The following is an 18165-nucleotide window of genomic DNA, read 5'->3' on the forward strand; positions in this document are numbered from 1 at the left end:
ATTCGCCAATATAACCACAGTTTCAATCAGACTGATATTGGCTTGTGATAGAGCAGGATGAGTGAGGAAAGACAGAAGATTATGAAAATTGTTTCCGACAAAATGCCAAAAGTAGATGTGGAAAGCATTCTCACTAGTGATGAAATCGCTGCCATTCATGAGTTTATGCATCATTACCCACAGGCGCGTGCTGCCTCGCTAGATGCACTAAAAATCGTGCAAAAGCGCAACGGCTGGGTCGATGATGCGCAAGCAAATGCCATTGCTAATATCCTAGACATCCCGATGTCAGACATGGATGGGGTTGCGACTTTCTTTAACCGTATTTATCGCCAACCTGTCGGTCGCCATGTGATTCTCATATGTGACTCCGTGGCTTGTTATTTGACAGGTTATGAGGCGCTGTCAGCTGAGATTAGATCGCAGCTGGGTATTGAGTATGGTCAGACAACTGCTGACGGACGTTTTACCCTATTGCCAATTTGCTGCTTGGGCAACTGTGATAAGGGACCAGCGGTACTGATTGATGAAGACACTTACGGCCCTGTCCAGCCATCTGAGGTCGCGCAATTATTGGAGCTATACGCATGAGTTTAACGATTTCAGAGCAAATTGCTCGTCGCGGTCAAGGCCAAGCGCCAAGCCAGCTAAATGCACAGCGTGTTCCAATTTACGGTGATAAAGCGACAGCCACTAGTGAAACCAAGCCATTGACGTGGCGTTTGGCCCATCATGATGCGGTGCTTGATTTAGCCACTTATGAGTCTCTAAAAGGCTTTACGGGTCTAAAAGAAGCGCTATCTAAGTCGCCTAAAGACGTCGGCAATATGATTAAAGCGGCCAATGTCCGAGGTCGCGGCGGTGCAGGTTTTAATGCTGGTCTTAAATGGTCGTTTATGTCGCCACCGGATGGTTTGCCGCGCTATCTCATCTGTAATGCTGATGAAATGGAGCCGGGCACATTCAAAGACCGTTTGCTCATGGAGCGTCTACCGTTTCAGCTGATCGAAGGTATGCTCATTACTGCTCATGCGATTGGCGCCACTGACGGTTATATCTTTATCCGTGGTGAGTATATCTTGGCCGCTGAACGTTTGGTCGCTGCTATCGAAGAGTGCTTGGCCAATAATCTCATGGGCGATAATATTTTAGGCTCAGATTTTAGTTTTAATCTGCATGTGCATACGGGCGCTGGACGTTATATCTGCGGTGAAGAAACAGCGTTAATTAATTGTCTAGAAGGCCGCCGTGCTAACCCACGTACTAAGCCGCCATTTCCACAAATTTCTGGTGCATGGGGTCGTCCAACCGTTGTTAACAACGTTGAGACTTTGTGTAATATGCCAGCGATTTTGAATCACGGCGTTGAGTGGTATCAGTCGTTATCTGAAATCAAAGGCAAAAGTAAAACGCCGGGCACCAAACTATTTGGCTGCTCAGGATTGGTCAATGACCCAGGTCTGTGGGAATTACCGTTTGGCTATACGGCACGCGAAATCATTGAAGATTTAGCAGGTGGTATGAAAGATGGTAAAACACTCAAAGCATGGCTGCCGGGCGGCGCATCGACTGACTTTTTGACCGCAGAACATTTGGATGTGGTGGTAGATTTTGACACCATTCAAAATGCGGGTAGCCGTATGGGTACTGGTCTGATTATGGTCGTCGATGAATCACAAGACATGGTGCCATTACTACGTAACCTTGAGATTTTCTTTCAGCGTGAGTCGTGCGGTTGGTGTACACCATGCCGTGATGGTCTACCGTGGGGCGTGAAACTGCTTACCGCCATCAATGATGGTGAAGGGCAAGTGGGCGATGTAGAAAAACTAGAAGGCCTAACGCGTGACTTATGGATTGGTAAAACATTCTGTGCGCATGCTCCAGGTGCGATGGAACCACTAATGAGTGCGATTAAATATTTCCGTCCAGAGTTTGATCAAAAAATCGCGCAGGCGGTTGGTGTCGATGTTATTGATGCTGCAGCCAACCAACAGCCAGTAGTGAAATAAGGAGAGCGGCATGGCAGTCATACATATTGATGGAACCACTGTCGAAGTAGATAGCGCAGATAACTTGCTACAAGCCTGCTTATCACTTGGCATTGATGTGCCGTATTTTTGTTATCATCCAGCCCTTGGCTCAGTAGGCTCGTGCCGTCAGTGCGCGGTCAAGCAATTCCAAAATAAAGAAGATATGGAAGCGGGTCGCGGTCGCCTTGTGATGTCTTGTATGGTCGCTCCTGGCGATGATATGTACATCTCTGTGACTGACGATGAGGCCAAAGCATTCCGCAAGTCGATGGTTGAGCTACTCATGACCAACCATCCACATGACTGTCCAACTTGTGAAGAGGGCGGACATTGTCATTTGCAAGACATGACCTATATGTCAGGTCATAGCCGTCGTCGCTATCGCTTTACCAAACGCACGCATCATAACCAAGAGCTTGGTCCGTTCATCGCACATGAGATGAACCGTTGTATCGCTTGCTATCGTTGTGTACGTTTTTATAAAGACTATGCGGGCGGCGAAGACTTGGGCGTTTATGGCTCAAACAATCGCGTTTACTTTGGCCGTGATAAAGATGGTCAGTTTGAAAGCGAATTTTCAGGCAACTTAACCGAAGTTTGCCCAACGGGTGTGTTTACTGATAAAACCCACTCTGAGCGCTACAACCGTAAATGGGATATGCAGTATGCGCCAAGCATCTGTCATGGTTGCTCAGCTGGTTGTAATATCTCACCGGGCGAGCGTTATGGTGAATTGCGCCGTATCGAAAACCGCTATAACGGCGAAGTAAACCGCTATTTCTTATGTGACCGTGGCCGCTTTGGTTATGGCTATGTCAATCGTGATGATCGTCCAACCCAAGCGCTTGAACGTATCAATGATAAGCATGTCAAAATCAATATTGATTATGCACTTGATGAAACCATCAAACGTATCAAAGATAAAAAAGTCATCGGGATTGGCTCACCACGTGCCAGTTTAGAGACTAACTTTGCGCTAAAAAATCTGGTCGGCTTTGATAACTTCTCAACAGGTCTGAACCATCAGCAGCAAGCACTGGTCAATAAATGCATCGAAGTGCTTAGCACTGAAGGTATTTATAACCCTAGCATGACCGATATCGAAACGCATGATGCGGTGCTCGTATTGGGTGAAGACATCACGCAAACTTCATCACGTGTCGCACTGTCAGTACGTCAAGCCGCAAAAAATGAAGGCTTGAAAATGGCGGCGGCGCTACAAACGCAACCTTGGCTTGCTGAACCAGTTAAGCGTATCGCTCAAGATGCGCTAAGCCCAGTCTATGTCATCGATGTAACGCAAACTAAGCTAGAAGATATCAGTAAAGTGAGCGTAGTGGCGACCCCTGAAGACATCACTAAACTTGGCTTCAAGGTTGCTGATGAAATCGCTAATTTCGCTGATGATTTAGCAGAAATAAGAGACCCGCAAGCAGCTGATGCAAGTACTGAAACTGACGGTATGCAAGCACTGGCACAGCAAATCGCTTATGACTTGATTCAAGCCGATAAGCCTTTAGTTGTCTCGGGTAGCAGCTTGTCTTCTACCGCATTGATAGAAGCAGCAGCACAGATTACCCAAGCGTTGACCCAAAAACGCGCGGCAATTAAAGCGACCGAGCAACAGCAGGTCGAGGCACATAATGCCAAAGTACAGGCAGCTCAAGCAAAGGCGGCTAATGACCAGCCTGAAGAAGACCAAGATTTATCTGCTAAGCCAAACAAACCTGAAACAGGTGTAAATACAGAAGCTCAAGATGATGTCGAACGTGAGCCTGCTGAAAACCTTGAGTTAAAAGAAGTAAATAACAAGTATCAGGCACAAGCAGGTATTTATCTAACGGTTCCTGATGCCAATAGCATGGGCGTTTGTATGCTTGGCGGTCAGTCAGTTGAAGAGCTGTTAGCGACTGATTACGATGTGGTTGTGGTTGCAGAAAACCAGCTAACAGATGCGATTGATGCCAATAAATTAACGCAACTATTGACTGATAAAACGGTCATTGCATTAGATCATCAGCTCCTTGATTGGCATAAAGACGTCGATATCGTATTGCCAGCGGCAAGCTTTGCAGAAGCGGATGGTACATTGATATCAGCTGAAGGTCGTGCGCAGCGCTTCTTCCAAGTTTACGATAACGAATACTACCATCCAATGAGCAGTATTAAAGAAGGCTGGCGCTGGATACATGCTGTGCATAGCAGCATTGAAGGTCGTGATGTCGACTGGACGCAGCTAGATGATGTTATCAATGCGTTGATTGCCACCCATCCTAAACTTGCAGGTATCAAAGGCGCTGCGCCTGATGCTGATTACCGTATAACGGGTCTGAAAATCGCGCGTCAACCGCGTCGTTATTCAGGTCGTACAGCTATGCGTGCGCCAATCTCAGTGCACGAGCCAATGCAGCCAAAAGATTTGGACACTGGTCTAACTTTCTCAATGGAAGGTTATAGCGGTAAAGAAACGCCAAGCTCGATGATTCCTTTTGCCAATGCGGCAGGTTGGAACTCACCGCAAGCGTGGAATAAATACCAAGACAAAGTCGGTGGTCATCTGAAAAATGGTGATCCAGGTGTACGTTTATTCGATCAGCTAGAGCGCCTAGCCACTCGTCAATATGTGGCGCCAGAAGCGATGTCTTCGAATACAACTGACTTACAGCACGGCCAAGCGAAACTGGTGCCGATTCATAATATCTATGCCAGCTCAATGATGGCATCACGCAGCCCAATCGTCGCAGAGCAACTACCTGTTGCAACATGGCGTATCGGTATAGATGATGCCAAAGACTGGAATATTGTGGCTGGTGATTACTTGGCGATTGAAATTGACAAGCAACAAATGACCTTACCAGTACAGCTGGTCGGTTATTTGGCAGAAGGCTGTATCGGTTACCCAGTTGGGCAGGTGAGCATCATTCACCCATCAATGCCAGCGTCGGTACGTAAAGTGGATGCACCAGTGACGATGATGGGTAGCATGGCTAACGATATGATGAACAATAACGATACTGCGCAAATAAACGCAGCGCCGACCACCACACAGGAGGTGTAATATGCAAGTTACCCGTATTATCCCTGATGTGCCAAGCTTTTTGGCCAATAGCATAAGCTTTGATACTTGGTCTATTCTGTTTTTGGTGGGTCAATCACTAGTCATCTTTTTAGTCGTAGTATTGGTTGCCGCGATGATGATTATTTATGAGCGCCGTATGTTGGCCTTATGGCAAGATCGTTATGGTCCAAACCGTGTTGGGCCTTTTGGTTCATTGCAGTTGGTCGCCGATATGCTCAAAATCTTCTTTAAAGAAGATTGGACACCAAACTTTACCGATAAGTTTATGTTCACGTTGGCACCTGCGGTCGCAATGTTTACTGCCTTGGCCTCATTTGCCATCATTCCTATCTCGCCAACGCTTGGCGTGGTTGATTGGGATATCGGTATTCTATTCTTCTTTGCTATGGCAGGTATTGCTGTCTATGCAGTGATGTTCGGTGGTTGGGCTTCTGCCAACAAGTTCTCACTACTCGGTGGTTTGCGCTCAGCAGCACAGACGATCAGTTACGAAGTGTTTCTGGGTTTGTCGTTGATGGGCGTTGTTGCTTTGACAGGTTCGTTTAACTTGCGCGCCATTGTCGAAGCACAAGCAGACGGCTGGTATATCATTCCGCAGTTTTTTGGATTCTTAACCTTTGTGGTGGCTGGTGTTGCCGTCACACATAGACATCCATTTGACCAACCAGAAGCAGAGCAAGAACTGGCTGAAGGTTATCATGTTGAATACTCTGGCATGAAGTTTGGTATGTTCTTTATTGGTGAGTATGTCAACGTTGTCTTAATTTCTGCCTTGATGACTTGCTTGTTCTTTGGCGGTTGGCTTGCGCCGTTCAATTTAGATATTCCATTTATTCCACCAGCTTTTTGGTTCATGATTAAAACGCTGTTCTTTATGACCATGTTTGTTTTGGCTCGAGGCTCACTTATGCGTCCGCGTTATGATCAGGTGATGAACTTTGGCTGGAAAGTATGTCTGCCCGTAACCTTGATCAATCTGTTGATTACTGCTGCGGTCATTTTGATCTTTTCCCCAACGTTATAGTCATTACTAGCCATCACTGATGAACTAGGGTAAAGCTGATAAGGATAATAATCCCATGTTTACTACCATAAAAAAGACCGTCATTGGTATATTTACCATTGTCCGCAGCATGTGGATGGTCAATAGTCATGCGCTCAGACCGCGTGACACCATCCTTTATCCTGAAGAGCCGGTACCTGTACCGCCGCGTTTTCGTGGACGTATTGTCCTAACGCGTGATCCTGATGGAGACGAGCGCTGTGTCGCTTGTAACTTGTGTGCGGTGGCATGTCCGGTAGGGTGTATCTCATTACAAAAAGCCGAGCGTGAAGACGGTCGCTGGTATCCAGAGTTTTTCCGTATCAATTTCTCACGCTGTATCTTTTGTGGATTGTGTGAAGAAGCCTGTCCAACGACAGCGATTCAAATGACCCCAGATTTTGAACTGGGTGAATATAAACGCCAAGATTTGGTCTACGAAAAAGAGCATCTACTCATTTCAGGACCAGGTAAATACCCTGATTATAACTATTATCGTGTGACAGGTATGGCGGTAGCAGATAAACCAAAAGGCGCAGCACAAAATGAGTCTGCCCCGATTGATCTAAGGAGCTTGCTACCATGATGAATATTTTGAACCATCCTGAACTGGCTGGGTTTTATTCGCTTGCAGCAGTGGCAATATTTGCCAGTCTGCGCGTAGTGACTCAGGCCAATCCAGTGCATGCTATCTTATCGATGATTGTATCGTTGCTGGCAATTGCTGGGATATTTTTTGTATTAGGTGCGCCGTTTGCGGGTGCGCTAGAGATTGTTGTTTATGCAGGCGCCATTATGGTGCTATTTGTTTTCGTTATCATGATGCTTAATTTGGGCATGAGTAATGACGAGCGCGAAGAGCGTTGGCTCGATGCAGGCACTTGGGCTATACCGACAGGGTTGACGATAATCATTGCCGTTGTGCTCTATGCGATGATTGGTCTCAATCACGATGAAACCGTTATGATGGGTGGCACGACTATCTCTGCCAAAGCAGTGGGTACGGTATTATTTACCAAATACATTATGCTGGTTGAAGTAGCAGCATTGCTATTATTGGCAGCCTTGGTCGCCGCTTATCATTTAGGTAAAGAGACAGTCGACGATGAGGTCATCGGTAACGATAGCCAAAACTTTAAGCCAAGCGTAGGCAGTATCAAACAATACGACAATGATAGTACGCTTACACAGCATGACGGCGTAGAAATGGCTAAGCCTTACGAATATAAAGATGTTGATCCGCATGACTATGTAGGTATGAAGATTGGCACGAAAGCAGGCAGTCAAGTAGGTGCGAACAAAGTTACGCGCAAGGAGTCAGACTAATGGTACTAGCAGCAAGCGTGGCACAAGATGTGTCAAACGTGCCGTTTGCCCATGAAGTGGCAGGCTTAGTACAGCCAGTTGCTGAGGCGCAAAATGTACTGGGTATGATACCCATGAGCCATGGACTGATTTTGGCAGGCATTTTATTTGCCATCGGTCTGTGCGGCGTCATGGTACGACGTAACTTCTTATTTATGCTAATGAGCCTTGAGATCATGATGAATGCGGCAGCACTAGCATTTGTAGTGGCAGGTAGTCGCTGGGTCGATCCAGACGGACAGATTATGTTTATCTTTATTTTGACCTTGGCCGCGGCTGAAGCGTCAATTGGTCTGGCAATATTATTGCGTTTTTATCATCAGCGTGGGCATCTCGATGTCGATAGCGCCAATGAGATGAAAGGATGATGTCATGAGTTTATTACCATTAACCTTTATATTCCCGCTCATTGGCTTTTTGATTTTAGCCTTTATGCGCGACAAATTATCAGAGACGGTCGCAGCGATTGTTGGCGTGGGTAGCATGCTGTTATCAGCACTATGCACGCTAGTGGTTAGCTATACCTTTTTGACCACCAATCCAGCTGGAACGGTAATTGAGGTTCCGCTATGGACGTGGTTCCAAGTTGGCGATTTTGCCCCACATTTCGGTTTGAGCTTTGATGGTCTTGCATTGACCATGACAGGCGTCATTACTGGGATTGGCTTTTTGATTCATCTGTTTGCCTCTTGGTATATGAAAGGCGACACTGGCTTTGCTCGTTTCTTTAGCTATATGAATTTGTTCGTTGCCAGTATGTTGTTATTGGTACTCGCAGATGACTTATTTCTGCTATATCTCGGTTGGGAAGGCGTGGGTATCTGTTCTTACCTATTGATTGGTTATTATTACCATGACAGAGCCAACGGCCGTGCTGCGATGAAAGCCTTTACCGTTACTCGTGTCGGTGATGTGTTCTTAGCCTTTGGTTTGTTCTTATTGTTCCGTGAATTCGGTACGCTTAATATTCAAGAAATTATTACGCGCGCGCCAGAAGTATTCGATGTAAATAACCCAACGATGATGCTTACAACGATGATGTTGGTCGGCGGCGCGATGGGTAAGTCAGCGCAGTTGCCACTACATACATGGCTTGCTGATGCGATGGCAGGCCCAACACCCGTATCGGCATTGATTCACGCGGCAACAATGGTGACGGCAGGTGTTTATCTGATTGCTCGTTTACATCCTTTGTTTGAGCTGACTCCAGGTATTTTGTTGTATTGGGTTGGCGGCGTAGGGGCATTGACATTGGTCGTTGCTGGATTCTGTGCGCTCGCGCAAACAGACATCAAACGTATCCTTGCTTATTCGACCATGAGTCAAATTGGCTATATGTTCTTAGCACTTGGCGTAGGCGCGTGGCAAGGGGCAATCTTCCATTTGATGACCCATGCTTTCTTTAAAGCATTGCTGTTCTTATCATCAGGTGCGGTCATCCTTGCGGTACATCACGAGCAAGATATCTTTAAGATGGGCGGTCTGCGCAAAAAGATCCCATTGGTATTTTGGTGTTATATCGTCGGCGGCGGTGCACTTGCTGCCATACCTTGGGTTACCGTTGGTTTTTATTCTAAAGAAGCAATTCTTTGGGAGACGTATGCCACAGGTCACTTAGTACTATTCTATATGGGTGTATTCGGTGCTTTCTTAACCGCAATTTATACGTTCCGTATGATTTGGATCATCTTCTTTGGTGAAGAAAAAACCCATGCGAACAAGCTATCAGGGGTGTCGTATTGGTTGCCTTTGACCGTGTTGCTAGTGCTATCTACAGCCGTTGGTGCTTGGATTACACCGCCATTAGATGGTGTATTGCCAGAGAGCGTTGGTCATCTATTAGAAGTCGCAGGTCAAGCACATGCTAAGCACACCGCAGAATATATCGCGATGGGTGCCATGGCAGCAGGTTTGATATTGGCCGCACTGTTATATGTCGTCAACAAAGGTCGCTTGCTCACTAGCTTTAAGCGTTCACGTATTGGTGGGGCGCTATATCACTGGTGCTATCATGGCCTAGGTTTCGACGCGCTATATGATGTAATTTTTGTAAAACCCTTTTTATTCATCGGCCGCTTATTAAAAGCCGACCCTATCGATAAAACGTGGTTGCTGTTACCTAAGCTGGCCTCAGCAGGTAATAAAGTATTGTCTGCGACGCAAACAGGGTCTCTTCGAGGTTATGCCACAAGCTTTGGCTTGGGTATGGCTGTATTGCTGGTGCTGGTAATGATGACGGTGGTGTAAAAGATGATTGAGTTACAACAAACGTGGATGCTGCCAGCATTAATTGCAATTCCTTTTATTGCAGGATTGCTATGCTGGGTGGTAGAGCGATTTAATAAACGTCTGCCGCGCTGGATTGCCTTGATCGGTATGATGTTGACCTTTGCTTTGTCGTTGGTACTTTGGCAGCAGGGCGATTTTAGCGGTATGAGTAAGCAGGTCATTGCACCAGATGCTGCAGTGCCTTGGGTAGCAGAATTTAGTGTGCCGTGGATACCAAGTTTTGGTATTAGTTTTCACTTAGCACTAGATGGTTTGTCACTGATGATGGTAGCTCTAACAGGCTTACTTGGTGTGGCAGCTGTTGCTTGTTCGTGGAATGAGATTCAGCGCCGCGTTGGCTTTTTCCACCTGAACTTACTATGGAGTTTAGGCGGCGTTATTGGTGTTTTCTTAGCGATTGACCTATTCTTATTCTTCTTCTTTTGGGAGATGATGCTGGTTCCTATCTACTTCTTGATCGCGATTTGGGGTCATGATGTGGTTGGCAAAACCAAAGAATACGCCGCAACCAAGTTCTTTATCTATACCCAAGCGTCTGGGCTTATCATGCTCATCGGTATTTTGGTATTGGTCATTATCAGCTATGCCCAAAAAGGGGTAGTGAGCTTTAACTATAATGACTTGCTCGGTACGTCACTTGGCGGCTGGGAATATCCAATCATGCTGTGCTTCTTCATTGGCTTTGCGGTGAAGTTGCCAATCATTCCTTTCCACGGTTGGTTGCCAGATGCGCATGCGCAGGCACCAACGGCAGGTTCGGTGGATTTGGCAGGTGTACTAATTAAGACTGCTGCATATGGTTTGATTCGTTTTGTGTTGCCGCTATTTCCAGCAGCGTCACAAGAGTTTGCGCCGATAGCGATTACCTTAGGTACGATTGGTATCTTCTACGGTGCATGGCTTGCATTTATGCAGACTGACATGAAGCGTTTGCTGGCGTATACCAGTATCTCGCACATGGGTTTTGTGGTACTAGCAATCTATGCTGGAACATTACTCAGCTTACAAGGTCTGATGATTCAGATGCTTGCTCATGGTTTGAGTTCAGCCGCACTATTCATCATGGCAGGACAGCTATATGAGCGTCTGCATACACGCGATTTGACCTTGATGGGTGGTATGTGGGGGCAGTTCCGCTACTACGCGCCGATATTGATGTTCTTCTGTGCCGCGCTGCTAGGTATTCCAGGTACGGGTAACTTCATTGGCGAGTTCATGATTTTATTTGGCTCATTTGCTCAATACCCAGTATTCGTTGTTTTTGCGACATTCAGTTTGGTATTAGCAGGTCTTTACTCGTTGATTTTGATTCATCGCGCACTATTTGGTGAAAACAACATTGCCGCATTGGCAGAGCGAGAGACTAAGTCACATGGCTTACCTGCACGTAAATTAAAAGATTTGGGCAAGCGCGAGCTGTCATTACTACTGATGTTAGCCGCTGGTTTGGTATGGCTCGGACTGTACCCACAGCCGTTCCTTGATACCTCAAGTCACGCAATGCAGTGGATCAATAACGCATATATATACAGTCAAGTGACACAGGTAGATGCGTCGCAGCTGCTTGATGTAATGGAGGCACGTTAAGTCATGAATGATATTACGATGAATGATTTGATAGGATTGTTGCCTTACGCGCCGATTATCGCCGTAGTGATTACGGTATTGACGGTTATGATCGCGATTACCTTTAAACGCTCGCACATGGTCACTGGTACGATTACAGTGGCAGGCTTAAACATTGGTCTATTTACCCTTATCGGGCAGATGATCGGTGTGATTGAAAGCGGATCTATCGCGCCAAACGCTGAGCAGTTATTTGTTATTGATAACTTTGCTCAGTTTAATATGGTGGTGATTTTTATCTGTGCCTTGGCTTGTTGTACGCTGTCTTATGCGTATTTAGCTAACCTAAAAGACAATAAAGAAGAGCTGTATTTGCTCATGCTGCTATCGACCATTGGTGCACTGCTCATGGTAAGCGCGCAGCATATGGCGTCATTCTTTATGAGCTTAGAGATGCTGTCAGTACCGTTATATGGTTTGCTTGCTTATACTTATATGCGCAACCAGTCGCTTGAGTCGGGATTGAAGTATTTGGTATTGTCGGCGACTGCATCAGCGACGTTACTAATGGGTATGGCCTTTATCTATGCAGAAGTAGGCTCACTAGCGTTTAAGCCAATCAGCATGGTACTAGGCAATATCTTTGAGTCGCCACTACTGATATTGGGCGCGGCAATGATGATGTTTGGTATCGCCTTTAAACTATCGGCTGCTCCTTTCCATATGTGGACGCCAGATGTTTATGAAGGTGCACCAGCGCCTATCGCTACCTTTTTAGCATCAGTATCAAAAGTGGCGATGATGGCACTAGCTGTGCGTTTCTTAATCGATACTGCTTTGCTGGCATTGCCATCAGTGCAAATGCTATTGATGGTCATGGCTACTTTATCTATCTTGGTAGGTAACTTATTGGCAGTACGTCAAACTAGCCTGAAACGTCTACTCGGTTACTCATCTATTGCTCATATGGGTTATGTGATGATCGTAATTGTTAGCATTGGTTCAGCCGCTGATAGTATCTCTAGTATGTATATGGCGGTTTATGCCTTTACCTCTATCGGTGCCTTTGGCGTAGTGACGTTGATGTCGAGTCCGTATCGCTTATCTGGTGAAGCCGATGAGTTGACCCATTATCAAGGGCTATTCTGGCGCCGTCCAGTATTGACCGCTGTCATGACCATCATGATGTTGTCATTGGCTGGTATTCCGTTGACGGCAGGCTTTATCACCAAGCTATTTGCTATCTTAGCTGCAGTACAAGGTACCAACTGGTTCTTGGCTGCGATGATTATCTTGGGTAGTGCGATTGGTCTATTCTACTACTTACGCGTTTTACTCACGCTGTTCAAACGTCCTAAGCAGTTCATCGAGTTTGACGTGTCTGGGCAATGGGGTATTCGTACCGGTGGTATCATGGTCATTGCTGTGACTGCGATTATTCTATTCTTTGGTATCTTGCCAAATAGTATGATTGAGTGGGCAAGTTTGGCTCGTATTTGGTAATGTCGCTGAGTCAATACGGCAGATAAGTCGCTACGATCTATCTGTTGTTACGGTTAAAAAACCAAGATGCGCCAGCTTTATGATAAGCTTGGCGCATCTTTTTTTATGCTTACCTTTTTGGTATTTATCTTCTTTTGCCTACCAAAGGTATCTTATAAAAATACAGTTTAATAAAGTATAAGTGACGAATAATTATGAGTGATAATATTCAAACCGTAACGGTGCTCAGTAAAACCACATGGACGCCAAATTTATTTAGCTTTACCGTCAGTCGTCCCGATAGTTTTAAGTTTACAGCGGGGCAGTTTGTACGTTTGGGCGTCAATCCTAGTCAATTAAAATATTATCAACAGACTGATGCAAGTGATGAAACTGCTGATGCCGCATTGAATGAAGATGTCTTTCGCGCGTATTCGATAGTCTCTTCGCCCTTTGATGAGGTGATAGAGTTTTTCTCTATCGTAATTCCTGACGGTGCATTTACCTCGCAATTGCAGCATTTACAAGTGGGCGATGAGCTACTGCTTAATACCATGCCATTTGGGTTTTTGACGTTAGCACGTTACCAAAAACCATTGCCAAAAGACTTATGGCTGCTGGCAACAGGCACTGGCTTAGCACCGTTTTTGTCAATGCTGCAAGATTTAAAGACATGGGAAGATTACGAGCACATTGTATTGGCTTATAGCGCACGTTCGCTCGATGAACTTGCGTACGTTGAGAAAATCGAGAACCTTCAAGAAGACTTCGGTACGCTGGTTGATAATCCAGCAAAGCTTATCTTTATCCCAATCGTCACTCGTGAGCCTGTCGAAGATGCATTGTCAGAGCGTCTGCCGAAGCTACTACTAGAGGGTACGTTGCAAGCGCGCGCAGGTATCGCATTAGATATTGATACTACACATGTCATGCTATGCGGTAACCCAGATATGGTAGAAGATACTAAAGAGGCGTTAAAGACATTGGGACTGGTGATGAATCGCCGCGGTGAGGGTAATATTGCCGTAGAGAACTACTGGTAGTTATCGACTTCAATAAAAAAACGCTGCATCTATAAGGCCAATAACCTCTAAGATGCAGCGTTTTTTTATGGGATAAAACATTGTCTTATGGGATAAAAAATTAGCGACTTACTCTTGGCTTGGCTCAGTCGCATCGTCTACAGGGTTGATAGGACCTTGCATCAATTCAGGATCGTCATCATCACCGATGATATCTTCGTTACTGCTGGCCGCCAGTAAATCACGATAGTTGATTTGAGCCTTCAAGATCATTTGCTCTTCTTCTAGCTCGCCATAATTTATCTGTACCTTATGCAAGGTACTCATGATTTTCTTATTGTTTTTTAACCAACGATGGATATCGAGATAAATCACTTCGTCTTTTGCGCGAGCAATATTGACGTACGACAGAATAAAGCCCAAAGGATCTTTTTTGAGGACGCTATGATAAAACCAAATCGCTAGTTTGACGCCTTGGCGTTTCACAAAAGATTCGCAGCGCAGATTTAATATATCGGTATAAGTTTGCTGACCAAACACAAAGCGCTGCACATTGCGATCGAGTTGGACGTGAACTAGGCTAAAGTTACTTGCCACCTCAGCATAGATGCCGCCTGCATTGACAGTGCAGTACAAACGAAACCAATCATCATGCATCTCGACGCGTAGCTCTAAAATGGCTTTTACATTGTCGGTGACGAATGTTTGTAATGCATCGTTAACGTAAGTCTGTGCCACTGGCAATGACAACTCATCTTCGAACTTGTCCGTCGTCTTATTATAGATATCTTTAACCGATTGGGCGATACGCTCCCAACCACTGCCGAATGACTCGTCAAAACGATAGCCAATACTCTCGAAGAACTCATCAAAATTGTCTGAATTATTCACGTTATCAAAGTCACTCAAACTTATTATCCTTATAGGGCGCGTCATCCAATCGGTGACGTAAAAATGGCTAAACAAACTTTGCAGGCTATCGTTAATTTAAACGAATGCTAATTATCTATAATTTCTGAATATCTACGACTATTAGTAATTTTTATACTGATAGGTAGCAAAAGCGAAAAACTGACCTCTGATACTAGTGCACAGTAAATCTGCACTTATTGTGCTGCTTGATCATCTGCCGTGCCTAATCAAGACGATGCACAGTTTTGATTGTTGCAAAGTATCGTGCTACTAATTCTATTGTGATAAAGCAGTATATAACAAATACAGTGGCTTCAAAATGAACACATGCGTTTTATAGCAATTCATTTGGTATAGACAGTGTTTCGTCTGCCTTATATATTCTTAAATGCACGTTTTTCAATCAGCGGATAAGGTTACCAATACTGCATGGCAGATGTCAAAATGCCGTCTCAGTGCTTATACTGGCGACATAATTCTATGTCATGTTATGATAGCGCCAGTATAAATCATGCCTATCGTTACAACACTTGTTAAATAGTGCTTTGTACTGATGTGCTCACAAGCTGAGATTCATTGTGACCTATATAAAAGACTCACAGAGCTATCATTTTTCCGCGCAAGCTCCCAAGCGCGATATAAGTTTGCCTGTCGCTATTGTTATTGCGGTGGCTGTCCATGTGCTGATTATCTTCGGGATTAGCTTTTCTATGGGAAAAGACCCAGCTGCTATGATGCAAGATGTGGCAAAGGCGCTGACCGATAACATGCAGCCCAATGAAGATGCACACTTTATTGCCAACGCTTCACAAGAGGGCGGCGGTACAATAGAAGAGCAGCTAAGACAAGAGAACAATCAGCTAAGTGCAATGTCTGCTGAGCAAATAAGTGAGACTCAAGACATCGTTAACTTACAGCGTAAAGTGCGTCAGCAGCGTTATCAAGAAAGCTACCTACGCACGACGTTGAGTTGGCGTCAGGCTACTGTAGAGTCGGATAATGACAGCGAGCAAGCGCAAGATGATGCGATGGCACAAGAAGAGCGGCTACGTAAGCAGATTGCAACCTTAGAAGCTCAGCTATCTCAGCGTCAGCAGGTCTACGCGACCAAATCCAAAGTCGTGACGATGGATAGTAACTCGACCACACGGGGTGCGGCAGCAGATTATATCAATACGTTCCGCGAGCATGTCGAGCGAGTGGGTAACTTGCACTATCCTGTACAAGCGCGCGCCCAAGGCATTACGGGTGAAGTACGCCTTATGGTTATCATCAGTAACGACGGTAATATTAAAGCCATTCGTTTGCTTGAAAGCTCAAACTCTACGATATTAGATGAAGCGGCCAAGCAGTCGGTACGACAAGCTGCACCTTTTGGTAAATTCACCGAAGACATGAGCGATATCGTCGAGCTGCGCTTGATACGTACTTACCGCTATAGTGATACAGTCGAAGTAACGTACTAAGGTCAACGTATTCATGCACTAAGAAGACCGGTGCTAAGAAAAAAGCTACTGAAATCAAAGTTACTAAAAATAAAGTTGCTGAAAAAATATCGCTAAAAACACAACTGTTAAGAATAACGTTCAACGCACTATTTTTTACCATTAAAGATACCCAAGTTCATAACACACAGCTATAAAATAAAGAGTCAGTATGGAATTTTTAGGTTTTACCGTAGATGTTGCTACCTTAACGAGCAATGCCCTAGAGCTAGTCATTAAAGTCGCTTTAGCAATACTTATATTTATCGTTGGACGTTGGCTTGCCAAAAAGGCAGTCGCTTTTTCCGATCGACTGATGACGCGTAGCCATCTGGATGAGACAGTTGCTAGTTTTCTAAGTCGTCTATTGTATGGCGTACTACTGGTCGTGGTGATTTTAGCCGCACTTAGCAAAGTCGGTGTACAGACTACGTCGGTCGTCGCGATCTTAGGTGGTGCCGCTGTTGCCGTCGGTTTGTCACTAAAAGACCAGCTATCGAATTTTGCCGCTGGTATTATGATTGTGACATTTCGCCCGTTTGTACGCGGCGATTATGTACAGATTAGTAGCTACACAGGTACGGTGACTGAGATTACTTTGGTTAATACCCATCTGACGACCATTAACAATCACGATATCATCATTCCTAATAGCGATATCACGACTTCACCTGTGGTCAATTATACAGCGCTACCCAATCGCCGCGTCGATATCACGGTCGGTATTGGCTACGATGCTGATATCAAAACGGCTAAAGACGTGATGTTGAGTCTGGCAAGAAACAACCCATTGGCTTTCACTGATCCTGAGCCTATCGTACGAGTGACCAATCTAGGCGATAATTCAGTAGATCTTACCTTAAACGTTTGGACAACCAATGCCGACTGGTGGTCGATGCAATGCGAGCTACTAGAGCAATTCAAGCAAGCTCTAGATGATGAAAAGATTGAGATTCCATTCCCGCAGCGCAGTGTCCATGTTAAAGGCTTGGATCATATGATTAATCAGATGGGTCAAGCGCAAAAGCTACCATTAACTAAAGATTAATGAGTAGCTGTCTAAGAGTTAGAAGACTGTTTAATAAAGCAGTGCTAGTTTAGATATAAGGGTTTGGTAGGTTTAGACCTGCCAAAATCTCAACTTCAAAATGCTCCATCTCATCTTGCTCAGCTTGTCCGAGCTCATGATCAAAACCCAGTAGGTGTAGCACGCCATGCACTAGCAAATGGCTGATGTGCTGCGCCACGGTTTTGTCCTGTTCAGCCGCTTCACGTACCATCACTTCATGACAGATAATCAGCTCTCCAAGAGGCAATGTTGGCATCAGCTCAATGACAGCAGCAGGTAATTCGCTTGGATAAGACAAAATGTTGGTCGCATAGTCCTTACCACGTGCTTCTAGATTTAAAGCACGGCCTTCGACGTCATCAGTAATATATATATCTAGAGTTTTAGATTTTTCCTGCCATAGCTCAGGATCGATATCTGCAAAATAGGGTAGGGTCAGACTATTATTAATACGACCGTCTATATAATCTAAAGTCGCCATCATGACTGATAGTAAATGCTCGCGATTATAAAAAGTATCTAATATTTCATCTTCAATACTGTCGGTCGCACTGATATCAAGTGCTGCTAAGCTGGCATGGTTGCTAGCAATCTTGTCGTCGAAATGAGTATTGTCAGGTTGGCTCATATTGCTGTCCTTTTTATTATAAATAAATGTGTTTCTAATGCTGCATCGTCTAGGTGATTTATTTGTCAGCTCTTTTAATATAAAAGTAGCTTAATTATTGTCTTTCATCGCTAAATTTTTGGCTAATAAATAGAGGCCCATGTATAAAATGTATAGAGGCTACTATAGCTAAGTTACTGGTAGGCGACTAGTAG

General features: G+C 45.0%; 15 protein-coding genes. 13 read left to right on the forward strand and 2 right to left on the reverse strand.

The genetic code is table 11. The features are described from left to right. Positions 1-81: 81 nt before the first annotated feature. From nuoE to ACIGBM_RS03750, 11 genes are all read left to right on the forward strand, one after another. Positions 82-591, forward strand: coding sequence for an NADH-quinone oxidoreductase subunit NuoE (gene nuoE / locus ACIGBM_RS03700; RefSeq protein ID WP_057758927.1), 510 nt, complete (start codon positions 82-84; stop codon positions 589-591). Next, on the forward strand, positions 588-2012 hold the full coding sequence (gene nuoF / locus ACIGBM_RS03705) for an NADH-quinone oxidoreductase subunit NuoF (RefSeq protein WP_114700720.1): 1425 nt from the start codon (positions 588-590) through the stop codon (positions 2010-2012). Before nuoE ends, nuoF begins: the two co-directional genes overlap by 4 nt. A 10-nt stretch (positions 2013-2022) precedes the next feature. After that, positions 2023-5091 (forward strand): NADH-quinone oxidoreductase subunit NuoG, encoded by a 3069-nt coding sequence (gene nuoG / locus ACIGBM_RS03710; protein WP_397476803.1) that lies wholly within the window; start codon positions 2023-2025, stop codon positions 5089-5091. A gap of 1 nt (position 5092) precedes the next feature. Continuing rightward, entirely contained in the window at positions 5093-6136 is a 1044-nt protein-coding gene (gene nuoH, locus ACIGBM_RS03715) for an NADH-quinone oxidoreductase subunit NuoH (RefSeq protein WP_397476804.1), read from the forward strand. Between the two features lie 55 nt (positions 6137-6191). Beyond that, the gene (nuoI, locus tag ACIGBM_RS03720) at positions 6192-6740 is read left to right on the forward strand and encodes an NADH-quinone oxidoreductase subunit NuoI (protein WP_010198902.1); all 549 of its coding nucleotides are present in this window, start codon (positions 6192-6194) and stop codon (positions 6738-6740) included. Next, positions 6737-7480, forward strand: a complete 744-nt coding sequence (gene nuoJ / locus ACIGBM_RS03725) for an NADH-quinone oxidoreductase subunit J (protein ID WP_397476805.1) — start codon at positions 6737-6739, stop codon at positions 7478-7480. The genes nuoI and nuoJ overlap by 4 nt, the downstream gene beginning before the upstream one ends. Positions 7481-7578: 98 nt before the next feature. Further along, a complete protein-coding gene (nuoK, locus tag ACIGBM_RS03730) occupies positions 7579-7887 on the forward strand; it encodes an NADH-quinone oxidoreductase subunit NuoK (protein WP_025653102.1) in 309 nt (102 codons plus the stop codon). A gap of 4 nt (positions 7888-7891) precedes the next feature. Beyond that, entirely contained in the window at positions 7892-9766 is a 1875-nt protein-coding gene (gene nuoL / locus ACIGBM_RS03735; protein WP_397476806.1) for an NADH-quinone oxidoreductase subunit L, read from the forward strand. 3 nt (positions 9767-9769) lie between these two features. Next, complete coding sequence (gene nuoM / locus ACIGBM_RS03740; protein WP_341608817.1) at positions 9770-11395, forward strand: NADH-quinone oxidoreductase subunit M; 1626 nt, start codon at positions 9770-9772, stop codon at positions 11393-11395. Between the two features lie 3 nt (positions 11396-11398). Next, positions 11399-12877, forward strand: a complete 1479-nt coding sequence (locus ACIGBM_RS03745) for an NADH-quinone oxidoreductase subunit N (RefSeq protein ID WP_102091037.1) — start codon at positions 11399-11401, stop codon at positions 12875-12877. 194 nt (positions 12878-13071) lie between these two features. Continuing rightward, positions 13072-13899 carry a ferredoxin--NADP reductase gene (locus tag ACIGBM_RS03750; RefSeq protein ID WP_397476807.1) on the forward strand — a complete coding sequence of 276 codons (828 nt, stop codon included), beginning with the start codon at positions 13072-13074 and terminating at the stop codon, positions 13897-13899. Positions 13900-14007: 108 nt separating this feature from the next. On the opposite strand, the gene ACIGBM_RS03755 is transcribed toward ACIGBM_RS03750, so the two are convergent. Next, positions 14008-14787: a hypothetical protein gene (locus tag ACIGBM_RS03755; RefSeq protein WP_227676866.1), complete on the reverse strand. Its 780-nt coding sequence runs from the start codon at positions 14785-14787 to the stop codon at positions 14008-14010. A gap of 581 nt (positions 14788-15368) precedes the next feature. Here ACIGBM_RS03755 and ACIGBM_RS03760 point away from each other — a divergent pair. Next, the gene (locus ACIGBM_RS03760) at positions 15369-16256 is read left to right on the forward strand and encodes a TonB family protein (RefSeq protein ID WP_397476808.1); all 888 of its coding nucleotides are present in this window, start codon (positions 15369-15371) and stop codon (positions 16254-16256) included. A 190-nt stretch (positions 16257-16446) separates the two neighbouring features. Beyond that, a complete protein-coding gene (locus ACIGBM_RS03765; protein ID WP_101206253.1) occupies positions 16447-17322 on the forward strand; it encodes a mechanosensitive ion channel family protein in 876 nt (291 codons plus the stop codon). Positions 17323-17371: 49 nt separating this feature from the next. On the opposite strand, the gene ybeY is transcribed toward ACIGBM_RS03765, so the two are convergent. Further along, entirely contained in the window at positions 17372-17971 is a 600-nt protein-coding gene (ybeY, locus tag ACIGBM_RS03770) for an rRNA maturation RNase YbeY (RefSeq protein ID WP_397476809.1), read from the reverse strand. Positions 17972-18165 lie beyond the last annotated feature (194 nt).

The sequence above is a fragment of the Psychrobacter sp. NPDC077938 genome, from assembly GCF_044542635.1.
Lineage (GTDB): Bacteria > Pseudomonadota > Gammaproteobacteria > Pseudomonadales > Moraxellaceae > Psychrobacter.

Coding starts and splice junctions, on each gene's coding strand:
- nuoE (WP_057758927.1), top strand. CDS start 82: ATGAAAATTGTTTCCGACAAAATGCCAAAAGTAGATGTGGAAAGCATT.
- nuoF (WP_114700720.1), top strand. CDS start 588: ATGAGTTTAACGATTTCAGAGCAAATTGCTCGTCGCGGTCAAGGCCAA.
- nuoG (WP_397476803.1), top strand. CDS start 2,023: ATGGCAGTCATACATATTGATGGAACCACTGTCGAAGTAGATAGCGCA.
- nuoH (WP_397476804.1), top strand. CDS start 5,093: ATGCAAGTTACCCGTATTATCCCTGATGTGCCAAGCTTTTTGGCCAAT.
- nuoI (WP_010198902.1), top strand. CDS start 6,192: ATGTTTACTACCATAAAAAAGACCGTCATTGGTATATTTACCATTGTC.
- nuoJ (WP_397476805.1), top strand. CDS start 6,737: ATGATGAATATTTTGAACCATCCTGAACTGGCTGGGTTTTATTCGCTT.
- nuoL (WP_397476806.1), top strand. CDS start 7,892: ATGAGTTTATTACCATTAACCTTTATATTCCCGCTCATTGGCTTTTTG.
- nuoM (WP_341608817.1), top strand. CDS start 9,770: ATGATTGAGTTACAACAAACGTGGATGCTGCCAGCATTAATTGCAATT.
- ACIGBM_RS03745 (WP_102091037.1), top strand. CDS start 11,399: ATGAATGATATTACGATGAATGATTTGATAGGATTGTTGCCTTACGCG.
- ACIGBM_RS03750 (WP_397476807.1), top strand. CDS start 13,072: ATGAGTGATAATATTCAAACCGTAACGGTGCTCAGTAAAACCACATGG.
- ACIGBM_RS03765 (WP_101206253.1), top strand. CDS start 16,447: ATGGAATTTTTAGGTTTTACCGTAGATGTTGCTACCTTAACGAGCAAT.
- ybeY (WP_397476809.1), bottom strand. CDS start 17,971: ATGAGCCAACCTGACAATACTCATTTCGACGACAAGATTGCTAGCAAC.